Origin of the sequence: Streptomyces canus (assembly GCF_030815415.1) — a bacterium.
In the GTDB taxonomy this organism is placed as follows: domain Bacteria; phylum Actinomycetota; class Actinomycetes; order Streptomycetales; family Streptomycetaceae; genus Streptomyces; species Streptomyces canus_F.
This window is the reverse complement of the sequence record NZ_JAUSWW010000001.1, coordinates 1,313,949-1,326,180: the sequence shown is the minus strand read 5'-3', so window position 1 is coordinate 1,326,180 and position 12,232 is coordinate 1,313,949. Positions and strand designations below refer to the sequence as shown.

The following is a 12,232-nucleotide window of genomic DNA, read 5'->3' as shown; positions in this document are numbered from 1 at the left end:
CCGTCCGAGCCGAAAGCCATGCCGATGAGCGTCTCCCGCATCCCGGGCCTCGTACTGCCCGCCGTCTTCCTGCTGGCCCTCGTCGTGGGCGCGTTGTGGTGCTGGCGTCATCGCGGCGACGAGTGAAAACGGAAGCGGTGCTAGAGGTCGGCCAACGGCACCCGGATGTCGACGACACACACGTCGTCCCGCCGATCACCGTCCAGCAGGTCCGCCAGCACCGACCCCAGGGAGCCGGACTCATCGCCCTGGTGGGTCACCAAGGCCTCGGCGAGCCGCGTGAAGCCCCGGTCGATGCCCTCCGAGGGCCGCTCGACCAGACCGTCCGTGTACAGCAGCAGCCGGTCGCCCGGTTCGAGCACGCACTCGGCCTCCTGGAAGTGCGGTGCGGAGCTCGCCCCGAGGAGCATGCCGCCGGGCCGGTCCAGATAGCGGGCCTCGCCGGCGCGCAGCAGGAGCGGCGCCGGATGCCCGGCCTGCGCCCACACCAGGCGGTGCTGGTCGGGGGTGTAGCGGGCCAGGATCAGGGTGGCCGTGCCGTGGGTGTCGCGGGAGTGCAGCAGCAGGGTGTTGAGCCGGGTGAGCGCACCGGTCAGCGAAGAGCCCGTGATGACCATGCCCTTGGCGGTGAAGCGGAGCTGGGCCATCGTGGCGACGGCGTCGATGCCGTGTCCGGCGACGTCACCGACGACGAACAGGGCGTCGCCGTCGGGAAGTTCTATGGCGCTGAACCAGTCGCCGCCGACATGGATCCCGGACTGGGCGGGCAGATAGGCGACTTCGACCTGCAGCCCGGCCGGCTGTACGGGCCGGGTCGGCAGGGGCAGCAGGGCGTGCTGGAGCCGGGCGGCCAGCGTGCGTTCGGCGCGCAGGACGTCGTGCTGGGTCACGATCGCCTGCTCGCTCTCGACGAGGGCCAGTTCGGCGCTGCGCTGTGCGGTCAGGTCCTGGACGAAGCCGTGCACCTCGACGGGCGTGCCGTGGACGTCGGTGACCGCCTCGGCGACGAGCCGCAGATGCCGGATCCCGTCCGCGGCCCTGATCCGGAACGGCATGGCGCACGGCCGGCCCCGGCGCATGAGTTCGCCGACGGCCTGGGTCAGGGCGGGTGCGTCCTCGGGCACCGCGAGGTCGCGCAGTGCGGTCAGGCGCACCGGACCGGCCGCGGGCTCCCGGTCGAGCACGGTGTAGACCTGCGACGACCAGCTGACGTCATGCGTGATCAGGTTCCAGTTCGCCCAGCCGAGGTTCCCCAGCCGCTGGACGTCGGCCAGCCGCTGCTCCTGCCGGTCGGAGGAGTCGTGCCGCAGCCAGCTGACGGCCAGTCCGCCGCCCAGCCGGGTGACCCGCACGGTGTAGGTGGACAACTCCGCGACGCCCGCCACCACCTCCTGTTGTGCGAACGGCGCTCCGTCGTACGCCTCTCCGGTGGCCAGCGTGTGCCGGCACCCCTCCCACAGCGGGTCACCGGCGAGCGTGGGGAAGCACTCCAGCAGTCGCAGACCGAGCAGGTCCCGCCCGGTACGGCCGAGGGCGTCGAACGTCTCCTCGGTCGCGGCCTCGATGCGGTAGTCCTCGACCTCACCGGACGGGGCACGCAGCGGGGTGAGCAGCATGGTCGAGCCCGGCAGCGCGTCGAACACCGTCTGTACGGCGTCCACGGCGGCGTCGGTGGACGGTCCCCGGCGTGGTTCGAACGCGCGCAGCCGGCCGGCGCACAGCCGCGCGACGGCGAGCAGATGCTCCCGGACGGCCGGGGTGAACTCTGCGCCGCGGGTGCGCAGGACCCCGATGCAGACGTCGGCCCGATCCCTGGTGATCACGGGGATCCAGGCACAGGAGAGCCAGCGTTCGGGAGGATCTCCGATGAGCAGGTACCGCTCGCGGTCGGTCTCGATGTCCTCAAGCCAGCGCGGTTCCCCGGTGCGCAGCGCGTCGAGCGCGGCGATCCCGCTCAGCGGCGGCACCTGGCGCCACTGGGCGGCCAGGGTCTCGTCGATGCCGGCGTGCCCGACCAGTTCGAGCGCCCCGGCGGGCAGCCGGGCGAAGATCATCACCGCGTCCGACTCCGTGCCGGCCGTCAGATGTTCGAGCAGGCACCGGGCGAGATCCTGTGGGGTGCCGATGCCGGCGAGGGCCCGGCCGAGGCGGCCGAGGTCGAGGGCGTCGTCGGCCGCCGGGTCCCGGAAGGCGTGGATGACGGCGTCCTGTCCCGGTGTGTCCGCGGCGGCGGTCGGGTCCGGCGGGACCAGGCCGCCGAGGGTGATCCAGCACTCCTCCAGCAGCGTGTGGCGTGCCGCCTTCGCGCGCTGCACCAACTCCTCGCCGGCGGCGTCCGGGGAGCACCCGGTCAGTGCCATCAGGGCGCCCTTGGCCCGTTCCACGACAGCCGAGGTCGCCGCCTGGTCGCGCAGCCGGTCCATCTCGGCACGCTGGCGGGCGACGATCTTGGCCAGCGCGACCGTGTCGGGGGCGCCGGACTCCGCTGGGCTGGCGGGCTCGCTCGTCACGCGACGAGCATCGCATACGCAGCCCGGTGCGATCGCCGCCTTGTCAGGACCGGTTTCACTCGAAAGTGCGCCCTGGTCAACGTCCGGCGCTGTGCTCGACGAGAGCCTGGGAAACCGCCCGTACGCTGCGGGCGATGTGCTGCAGCTGAAGGACTTCGGCCGCGTACAGCTTGATCGTGTGTTCGATGACCGACTCGGGCAGCCCGAGCCCCGGAAGGTCGGCGCGGGCGGTCTGGAGGGCGGTGCGGGCGACCCGGATCTCCTGCTGGACCTGGATGTGCGCGTGCCGGGCCAGCAGCACGGGGTGGCGGATCAGCGCCGGATAGCTGGCGTAGCGGGCCGGCACCAGTTCGCGCAGCCACTTCGCCGCCGAGCGCTCCCAGTCGTAGCTGCCGGGAGTCTTGACCTGGCAGGGCCAGTCCGGGCTGATGCGCGTGGTCGTCAGAGTCATGGGAGTCATGGCCGTCTCTTCCGGGTGTGCGGCGTCAGGAGGGGGTGGTCCGACGGGTATGGGCGGCCCCGGCCTAGGGGATGGCCGGGGCCGCCGCGGGCGCTCGCCGAGGCGATGCCCGTCCGAACACCCGAGGCGCCGTCGCGGGTAGGTGGCGGCGGCTTCGGGTGTTCGCGCAGGGGCCCGGACGGCAGACGGCGCCTGCGCGGCGGATGGTGCGGCGTGCGCATGGGCGGACCGTCGGCTTTCTGCGGGCTGTTGCGAAGGGTGGGGACGGGGGTGCGGAACGCGCCCCGAGAGCGGCCGGGGGCGATCCGTGAGCAGTATTTATATATGCCGTCCGGTTTGCAAGACGTATGAAAACATTCATGCGTGAAATAAGGCGATTGATCCCTTGGTGATCTGGTTCGTCGGGTGTGGCCGGAGAGGGCCGGGAGGGGCGGTGTCGGGCCGCCGTGTCAGTCGCGCAGGAAGAACTGGTGCTGGTCGGAGATCTGCTCGTACTCCTCGAGGCGGGCCTGGGTCCGCTCGGGGTCGGCGTCGGTCATGGCCTGGAGCAGTGCGGCGGCCATCACCCCGGGGGCGGCGTAGGAGTCGAAGACCAGGCGGGAGCCGGTGCCGGTGGCGAAGACGATGTCCGCCTCGTCGGCGACCGGGCCGAGTGCCAGGTCCGTGATGAGGGCGACGCGCAGCCCCGCGCTGCGCGCGACCCGCACGGCCGTGAGGGTCTCCTGCGCATGCCGGGGCATGGAGAACGCCAGCACCCAGGTGCCGCCCGCCTCGCGCGACTGCAGGAGCGCGTCGTAGGCGACGCTGCCGCCCAGGGTCACCAGCCGTACGTCGGGATGGACGCGGCGTGCGGCGTAGGCGAAGTACTCCGCCAGCGACACCGAGATGCGCACCCCGAGCACGGTCAGCGGGGTCGACTGCGACAGCTTGCGGCCCAGGTCGATGAGCTGGTCGGGGTCGGCGAAGTCGCGCCGCAGGTTCTCCAGGTTCTCGATCTCGGCGTCGACCGCGGCCTGCAACTCGTTGCCGCTGTTCTCGTCGGCCGCCGCCGGACCCCCCGCCAGGGTGCCGAGGGCGATGGACTGGAGCTTCTCCCGCAGCGCGGGGTAACCGCTGAAGCCCACCGCCGCGGCGAACCGTGTCACCGAGGGCTGGCTCACGCCCACCCGCTCGGCGAGATCGGTGATCGAAAGGAAGGCCGCCTCGGTGATGTGCTCGATCAGGTACTGGGCGATACGGCGCTGCCCCGGGGAGAGCCGGGGCCGGTCGAAGAGGGCCCTGAGCTGGGAGGTCGGGGAGGCCTCGGCCTCCGGAACCGACTTGCCCGAGGTGATCGCGGATGCCTGTGCGCGTGCCTGCTGCGGCGATGGCACGGGTGCGCCTCCTTTGTCTTCCACAGTGCCTCAACATAGCCCACACACTGTTGTGACCAGGGGTTGTGCGGTCACCGTCGATAGATCGTGATCGAGTGACCGACTTGATCGATCGAGCGGCTGCTGTCGATCAACTCGGCCAGTCGGCCCGTGGCCTTGGCGACCGAGGAGTCGGACACCACCAGCAGTCCGTGCACGTCCTCCGGGGGGACCCGGCGCGGATCGGATGCGTCGATGCCGTAGTACGACGGCACACCACTGCCCTTGTAGACGAGCCAGATCGTCTCCGCCGGATACCGCTCGCGCAGCCGGTCGGCGAGGCGGCCCAGATCCTGGCCCCAGTCCACGTTGGAGTCGTGCAGCCGCAGACGCGTGTTCGCCGGTCCGCCGAACGCCTCGTTGGAGTACGGCAGATAGTAGGGGAACGTACGCACCGAGCTGACCGCGACGAACAGCACCAGCGCCGCCGCCGCGACCACGGCCCACCGCCGTCGCACCGCGAGCACACCGGCCGCCGCCACCGCCAGGAACATCGGCACGAACAGGGCGTACCGGGTGCCGAAGTCCCGGGAACCGGTCATGGCCGCGGCGAGCAGCACGACGGTGGGGGCCAGCAGATAGGGCGCCGCGGGCCGCAGCCGCCGTACCGCCACGAGGGCGACGGCGCCGGCGGCCCACAGGGCGAGCATGCCGAGCGGGGTCTTCACCAGCAGCGCGGCCGGCAGGTAGTACCAGAGGGAGCCGGTGTAGAGCCGCCCGAACAGGAACCCCTGCCACGGATGGTTCTCGAAGCCGAACTGCACCCGCATCCCGTCCCGGTAGGCCTCCGGGAACGGCATCAGATCGACGAGCAGCGCCCGCAGACCGTGCACGGCGGGCACATGCTGCTGCGGACTCCAGCGCAGCCGCGGATCCACCACCAGATAGGAGAGCCATACGACGGCGATCGCGGCCACCGCCACGACACCCGCCGCAGCGGTCGCCCGCGCGAGCGCCCTGCGACGGTCGTGGGAGTCGTGGCGCCACACCGACCAGGCGGCCAGTGCCAGCAGCACCGGAACGGCTGCCAGTGCGCTCATCTTCGTCGCCAGCGCCGCCCCGGCGGCAAGCCCGGCGAGCGGCACGTACAGCCGCGGCCGCAGGCGCGCCCGCCACAGCAGCCACACCGACGTCAGCAGGAAGCCGGCCGTGGGCACGTCGAGGGTGGCCAGCGAGCCGTGCGCGATCACGTCGGGGGAGAAGGCGTACAGGGCGAGCGCCACCAACCCGCCCGCAGGGCCGGCGAGTTCACGGGCGAAGGCGAGGACCACCAGCCCGAACGCCAGCGTCAGCACGATCACCGGCAGCCGGGCCCACAGCATCACCTGCCAGGGGTCGTTGCCGGACTCGTACAGCAGATGCCGCCCGACCTGCCCCTGATCGCCGCTGAAGGAGGGGTCGTAGCGCGGATCGGCGAGGGCCACCCCGACCGCTATGACGAGCTTTCCCAGAGGCGGGTGTTCGGGGTTGTAGCGGATCTCGTGGGCGTGCAAGGAGTCGGCGGCGGTGCCCACGTACACGGGCTCGTCGATGGTCGGCGTCTGCTGCACGGCGGTGGTCACCATGGCGAAGGCCATCTGGGCGAGCAGCAGCACGACGAGGAGCGGCACGAGCCAGGGCCTGCCGGACCGTCCCGCCGGCCGCGGGGCGGGTACGTCGGGGGGCGTCTGCGGTTCGAGGACCGGGTGCAGTTCGCGCGCCATCATCCGCCCCGCGATGACGTGGGCCGCGAGGGGGCGGGAGCGATGCGGAGACGCCTCATGCGCCTACTCTGCATCAGCTCCCGCCCCTCAGGGGGTCACCGCTTCAGGAGTCGTACCGACAGACCTTCCGCCGTGTAGACGGGTACGGCCCGCAGCGTGTCGGAGTTCAGCTCCACCTGGTCGAACCGGCCGCGCAGTCCCGCGGCGTCGAGCACGCGCACCACGCTCCCGGCCGCCGGCGGCTTGTCGGCGTCGAGCCGCAGCGACAGCACGCTGCCCGCGCCGAGCACCGCGCGCCGCGTCACCTCCAGGGCGGGACCGCGGCCCGAACGCAGCGTCACGTCGAGCGTCGAGGACTCCTGGGCGTACGTCCCGTGGATCTGCACCGACGACTTGGTGGCCACCCGCAGCGTGCCGCCCGACACCCGTACGTCGCCGTGGCCGAGGGCGTGCGCCGAGGCGGCGGACAGGACGCCCTCGCGCACCACGGTGCCACCCGTGTACCGGTTGTGGCCGGTCAGGGTGAGGGTGCCGGTGCCGCGCTTGGTCAGCGAGCCGTCGCCGTCGATGTCGTTGCGCCAGGTGTCGGCCCCGCCGAAGCCACCGGCCGAGGCGTCGAGCGCGACGCTCACGTCGATGTCGAAGGAGCCGTAACCGTCCGCCGCGGCGAACAGGTTGAGCCGGCCCCACTGCTCGAAGCCGTCCAGCAGGACGTACCCGGAGGGCAGCGCGGTCGTGCGCAGCACCTCGCGCCGCTGCTCGGCGTCCAGGTACGGCAGACGCGTCTCCAGCAGCACCTCGGCGCCCTTCGGCACGGTCAGCGGTGTGCTGCGGCCCCGACGGGTGAGGACGTACGTCAGCTTGGGCCCGACCAGGCAGGCGTTGTCGTCGCGGTCGGCGTACGCGTCCGAGGCGTCGGAGTGGGCGTAGGCGAAGAGCGTGTCCGCCGTCGAGCCGGTCCGCGCCTCGAAGTAGGCGAGGGCCTGGGCGCGGGCTGCCGCCTTGAGGTCGGCGTTGGCCGGGTCGGCGAGGGCGGCGGCGGCCAGGGCGGTGGCCATGACGCGGCCGCCGAGGACGTCGACCGTGGAGTGCATGCCCGACATGATCCGGGTGTGGCTGAGCTCGAAGGCGCGGGTCACCAGCTCCTGGAACCGCTCGGGAACGGCGTACGCGAACGCCAGCGCCGCCAGGTGGAAGGCGTTGGTGTGGCCGCTGGGGAAGCCGCCGTCCTCGGCCGCGTTGGTGCCGCGCTGACGCAGCAGCTGGGTCACGACGACCACGTCCGAGTCGTACACGGGGAAGCCGAGCGCGTCGGTCCTCCCGGTGTCGACGACCTCGCTGTCCTCGTTCATGCGCCACGGACGCGGGTACTGGAAGGCGAACTTGGCCGGGTTGCCGGAGGCGAACGGGCCGCGCACGGTGTCGACCAGCTTGGCGACCAGGCCGAGGTCCGAGGTGTACGAGCCGGCGCCGATCGCGGACCCCGAGGGCGCACCGGCCGGGACGGCGTCGCTGATGGTGGTCGCGGGTGTGGTGTCCGGCGCGCTGGTGATCGACGTGACCGCCTTGGCGCCCGACCGGTACAGGTCGGCGAGCGGACCGAGCGCGCCGATCATCGCGTAGCTCTGGTGCTGGCGGTCGTAGACGAACGCCTCCTTGGCCTGCGCCTCGGTGCGCGCCTGCGTGAGGCGGGCGCAGTAGCGCATGTTGGCGCGCAGGATCTCGGGCAGCAGCGGCGTGCCGGTGTTCCAGGCGGCGCCGGTCTTCCAGATCTCGGCGAAGCCGCCGAGGATCCGCAGCACCGCGTTGGTCTCGGCGGTCTGGTTCGCCGTGATGTTGGTCTTGTAGTCGTCGACGAACGCGGCGGCACCGGTGGCGGCTTTCGCGTCCGCGGCCCCGAGCCACGAAGCGAAGGTGGGCGCGGCCAGGACGCCGGCCGAGACACCGAGGGAGGTCCGAAGGAACCCCCTTCTGTTCACGGCGAGTTCACTGACCGACGACGTGGAGCGGGGCCCGGCGGATGACGGCATGCTGCTGCCTCTCTTGAGTTCTTCGGCCGTGCGGCCGGGGGAGTCGTGCGATGACAGCCCGTGGGGCGCGGGAGGAGAAGCGGGCCGCGAGGTGCCCCATGAGGCTTACGAGCGAAGATCTACGGGCGAGTCGTGGCGGACGGGGGTGGGCCCGGCGTCCGGCGGGTGTCACAGGAGTGAACGCGCCAGCGCCACCGCCCCCTGGACCGGCGGTACCCGCAGGGGCTGTGGCCTGGCTGCGGGCACCCTGTCCGAGAGGGCGGAGGTGAAGGCGTCGTAGAGGACGGGCTGGGCGAGGACGGTGCTGCCCGCGATCACCACGTCGTCCACCGTGACTCCGCGTGCGGCGAGCCGTCCGACGAGCGCGGCCAGCGACCGGCCGCCCTCCTCGATGACCGCGAGGGCGAGCGGTGAGCCCGCCTCGGCGGCGGCGAACACGGCCGGGGCGTGCCGGCCCCACTCGGCGGAGATGTCCTTGGCGGCTTCCATCGCCGCCCCGATCGCGGGGACTTCGGCGACCCCGAGGGAGGCGACGAGGCCGCGCGCGAGCGCGTCGGGCTCCTCGCCGCGGTCATGGGCTGCCCAGACGGCGCGTGCGGCCTCACGGACGAGACCGGCGGCGCCGCCCTCGTCGCCGAGGACCGCACCCCAGCCGCCGACCTGAGCCGGGCGCCCGTCGGGGAAGCGGCCCACCGCGACCGAACCGGTACCGGCCACCAGGCCGACCCCCTTGTCCAGGCCCGCCGCGGGCACGAGGAGTTCGGCGTCGCCCACGACCAGCGCGGGCGCGTCGAAGTGGAGTTGCAGGGCGGTGCGGATCTGAGCGCACTGGCGAGGGGTCTCGCAGGCATGTCCGCCGACCGCCAGAGCGGACGGGCGGGCGCCCGTCGGCAGGGCGTCGGCGGCCAGCGCGGCGAGCCAGTCGGCGGCGGTCACGGGGTCGTGCGGCCGCCAGCCGCTGCTGGAGCGGACGTGGTCGGCGACCGGGGTGTCGCCCGCGAAGGCGCGCAAATGCGTCTTGGTGCCGCCCACGTCGATACCGACCACGAGCGGGCCAGAGGGTGTGGCGTCCTGCACGGATCCTCTTTCGTCGGTGCGCTGAAGCATGCGACGGCGGGCGAAACCGTGCCGGAGGAATGGCAGTTGAAGCACTAGGGAAGCCCCGGGACGGGCCTCTGACGGACCACGGCAGGCGAGTACCGTGACGTTCGTTAGGAAGTTAACTAACGAAGTACAGTGCGTCAAGAGAAATCGCGCACTCGACCACCGCAGGGCCGCTGCGGGGCGGGAACGCGTGACGTCATGGCATCCCATCGCCGCACCCCGTGAAGACGCTTCGACCCGGGGGCGCGGCGCTCGACCTCCGTGGGAGAACTGTGGAACACGACGTGGCGGAAGCCCCCCGTCTGACCGAGAGCGCCAGCGCTGTATTCGCCGTGCTGGCACAGGCCGGCACGGCTACCCGCCCGCAGCTCGCGAGCCTGGCGGGCCTGTCGAAGCCGACGGTGTCCTCCGCCGTCGCGGAACTCGAGAGCGCCCGCCTCGCCGCCCACTCCGGCACCGCCTCCGGCGCCACCGGGCGCTCCGCCGCCGTATACGGTCTGGGATCGGCCGCCGGAGCGGTGCTCGCCGTCGACCTCGGCCCCGCCCTGACCCGGGTGCGCGGCTGCGCCCTGGACGGCACCCTGCTGGCCCAGGCCACCGGCTCCCGGGACGAGGCCGCGGATGTCGTGCGCGAGGCCGTCTTCGCGCTGCCCGACGGTGCTCCGCTGCGCTCCATCGTCGTCGCCGTCGGTGACGTCACCGCGGACCAGGACGGCGCGGGAGCCCGTCCCGCCACCGCCAAGGCCGGGCCGGTCTTCGACGCCATGGCCGTCGCGCTGCCGAAGGGCGTCCCGGTCCATCTCGAGAACAACGTCAATTGCGCCGCGCTGGCCGAGCTGCACGAAGGCGCCGCCCGGGGCCGCGCCTCCTTCGGCTATCTGCGGATCGGCGTCGGTATCGGTCTCGGCATCGTCGTCGGGGGCCAGGTGCTGCGCGGGGCCAACGGGGCCGCCGGTGAGCTCGCCCGGCTGCCCTACCCCTGGGACGAGGGCGTGGAGCCGCGTCAGGAGGCCCTGGAGGAGTACATCGGCGCCCGCTCGCTGGTACGCCGGGCCGCCGACGCCTGGCCGGAGGCCGACGGGCCGTGCCCGCGCACGCCGGACGAGCTCTTCGCACTGGCCCAGCAGGGCCGGGCGGCGGCCCGTACGGTCGTGGACCGGCACGCCGCCGACATCGGCCGCCTGGCCGCCGCGGTGACCGCCGTACTGGACCCCGGACTGATCGTGCTGGGCGGCAGCACCGGCGCCGATCCCCAGCTGCTGGCGGGGGTGCGGGCGGAGATGGCGCGGCTGAGCTGGCCCACCGAGGTGGTCAGCAGCACGGTGGGTGATCTCGGCACCGTCGTGGGTGCTTCCCGGCTTGCCGTGGCCCGGGGAGTCCAAACCGTGACCGATGTGGCGCGGGCCAAGGATTGACGGGTTCCGGCTCGGTCTGCCAATGTCCGGACAAGCGCTTTCTAAGTCGGCCGGGACGCCGACTTGGAGCGAGCGTCCCGCCCGTACTCGACGTACGGCAACCGCACGAGGGCGTGCCCGTGCGGTGACGGCCGTGAAGGCCGGGGATCCTCGCCCGTCAGGATGACGCGGCCGGGCGAGGCCGCGCCCCCGGAAAGCGACTTCTCCTGCAAAATGCACCCGTGCCGCCATGATCGGCGCCGTGCTCCGTCCCCTGCGACGAAAAAGGGATCGAAGATGACCAATGTAGGTGTACGGCGCTCCAGCCGACTCGGCCGCGGCATGCGCCGCATGGTTCCCCTCGCTGCCGTTGCCTCGGCCGGCGCCCTGCTGCTCTCCGCCTGCGGAGGGGGCTCCGACTCGGGCGGTACCTCCAAGTCGCTGACGTTCTGGATCTCCACGGTTCCGGGGCAGGACGCGGGCTGGAAGAAGATGGTGGCGCAGTACGAGAAGGAAACCGGCGTCAAGGTCAAGCTCGTCAACATCCCCTACGACGGCTACACGACGAAGCTGCGCAACTCCGCGCAGGCGAACTCGCTGCCCGACGTGGCGGCCGTACCGGCGCTGGACCCGATCTGGTCGAACAAGCTGATCGACCTCAGCTCCATCGCCAACAACAAGACCAACAAGATCAACGCCAACTTCGTCGCCAAGGACTCGTCCGGGAAGGTGCTGTCCATCCCCTCGGACGTCACCGCGTCCGGCATGTTCATCAACAAGTCGCTCTTCGAGAAGGCCGGCGTCGACTACCCGACCTCGCCCGACAAGACCTGGACGTGGGACGAGTTCATCAAGGCGGCGAACGAGGTCCGGGAGAAGACCGACGCCAAGTACTCCCTGACCTTCGACCAGTCGCCGTCCCGGCTGCGCGCCATGGTGTACGAGAAGGGCGGGCAGTACGTCCACGCCGACGACTCCGGCAAGTTCTCGGTGGACGCGGCGACCAAGAAGGCCGTGAACACCTTCGTCGGATGGAACGACGACAAGGTCATGCCGAAGTCGGTGTGGACCAGCGGCGCCGACCCGTCAGCCATGTTCCAGAGCGGTGACGTCGTCGCCTACTGGTCCGGCGTGTGGCAGGTTGCCTCCTTCGCGGAGAGCATCACGAAGTTCGAGTGGGCGAGCGTCCCGACGCCCGCCCAGCCGGTGCAGGCCAGTGACGTCAACAGCGGCGGCATGACGGTGGGCTTCAACAACAACGCCGACGCGGCCAAGGCCGCGACGAAGTTCCTGTCCTGGCTGTACGAGCCGGCCCACTACCAGGCGCTGTGCGAGGCGTCCGGGTTCCTGCCCGTCGAGACCGGTCTGAACCCGACGTACCCCTTCAAGTCCGAGGCGGCGCAGGCGGCGTTCAAGCTCTACAACGAGTCCATCCCGCTCTACGACCCGATCTCCGGCTACTTCAACAAGGCCCAGACGAACTGGGTGCTGAAGGGCAAGAGCCTCGCCGACGACCCGACCAAGGCGGAGCTCGGCAAGGCGATCAACGGCGAGCAGTCGGCCGACAAGGCCCTGGAGAACATCGTGGCCGGTTACAACCAGCAGGTCGGCGGCTGATC

The 12,232-nt window shown here is 71.8% G+C and carries 8 protein-coding genes; 2 read left to right on the top strand and 6 right to left on the bottom strand.

Features of this window, described 5'->3' with window-relative positions:
• Nucleotides 1-140: 140 nt before the first annotated feature.
• The 6 genes from QF037_RS06200 to QF037_RS06175 all read right to left on the bottom strand — a co-directional run bounded on the left by QF037_RS06200 (nt 141) and on the right by QF037_RS06175 (nt 9,222).
• Nucleotides 141-2,423 (bottom strand): SpoIIE family protein phosphatase, encoded by a 2,283-nt coding sequence (locus QF037_RS06200; protein ID WP_307037014.1) that lies wholly within the window; start codon nt 2,421-2,423, stop codon nt 141-143.
• Between the two features lie 163 nt (nt 2,424-2,586).
• The gene (locus QF037_RS06195; RefSeq protein WP_307037012.1) at nt 2,587-2,961 is read right to left on the bottom strand and encodes a hypothetical protein; all 375 of its coding nucleotides are present in this window, start codon (nt 2,959-2,961) and stop codon (nt 2,587-2,589) included.
• Nucleotides 2,962-3,419: 458 nt separating this feature from the next.
• Nucleotides 3,420-4,343 carry a MurR/RpiR family transcriptional regulator gene (locus tag QF037_RS06190; protein ID WP_307022628.1) on the bottom strand — a complete coding sequence of 308 codons (924 nt, stop codon included), beginning with the start codon at nt 4,341-4,343 and terminating at the stop codon, nt 3,420-3,422.
• A gap of 71 nt (nt 4,344-4,414) precedes the next feature.
• Nucleotides 4,415-6,088, bottom strand: coding sequence for a phospholipid carrier-dependent glycosyltransferase (locus QF037_RS06185; RefSeq protein WP_307022626.1), 1,674 nt, complete (start codon nt 6,086-6,088; stop codon nt 4,415-4,417).
• Between the two features lie 92 nt (nt 6,089-6,180).
• The gene (locus tag QF037_RS06180; protein WP_307022624.1) at nt 6,181-8,115 is read right to left on the bottom strand and encodes a phosphatase PAP2 family protein; all 1,935 of its coding nucleotides are present in this window, start codon (nt 8,113-8,115) and stop codon (nt 6,181-6,183) included.
• A 168-nt stretch (nt 8,116-8,283) separates the two neighbouring features.
• Nucleotides 8,284-9,222, bottom strand: coding sequence for an N-acetylglucosamine kinase (locus QF037_RS06175; RefSeq protein ID WP_373463671.1), 939 nt, complete (start codon nt 9,220-9,222; stop codon nt 8,284-8,286).
• 281 nt (nt 9,223-9,503) lie between these two features.
• Here QF037_RS06175 and QF037_RS06170 point away from each other — a divergent pair, with 281 nt between their 5' ends.
• Both QF037_RS06170 and QF037_RS06165 read left to right on the top strand, forming a co-directional pair.
• On the top strand, nt 9,504-10,634 hold the full coding sequence (locus tag QF037_RS06170) for an ROK family transcriptional regulator (protein WP_307022620.1): 1,131 nt from the start codon (nt 9,504-9,506) through the stop codon (nt 10,632-10,634).
• A 276-nt stretch (nt 10,635-10,910) separates the two neighbouring features.
• Entirely contained in the window at nt 10,911-12,230 is a 1,320-nt protein-coding gene (locus QF037_RS06165; protein ID WP_307022618.1) for an extracellular solute-binding protein, read from the top strand.
• The last annotated feature ends 2 nt before the right edge of the window (nt 12,231-12,232 follow it).

Coding starts and splice junctions, on each gene's coding strand:
- QF037_RS06200 (WP_307037014.1), bottom strand. CDS start 2,423: ATGGACCGGCTGCGCGACCAGGCGGCGACCTCGGCTGTCGTGGAACGG.
- QF037_RS06195 (WP_307037012.1), bottom strand. CDS start 2,961: ATGACTCTGACGACCACGCGCATCAGCCCGGACTGGCCCTGCCAGGTC.
- QF037_RS06185 (WP_307022626.1), bottom strand. CDS start 6,088: ATGATGGCGCGCGAACTGCACCCGGTCCTCGAACCGCAGACGCCCCCC.
- QF037_RS06180 (WP_307022624.1), bottom strand. CDS start 8,115: ATGCCGTCATCCGCCGGGCCCCGCTCCACGTCGTCGGTCAGTGAACTC.
- QF037_RS06175 (WP_373463671.1), bottom strand. CDS start 9,222: ATGCTTCAGCGCACCGACGAAAGAGGATCCGTGCAGGACGCCACACCC.
- QF037_RS06165 (WP_307022618.1), top strand. CDS start 10,911: ATGACCAATGTAGGTGTACGGCGCTCCAGCCGACTCGGCCGCGGCATG.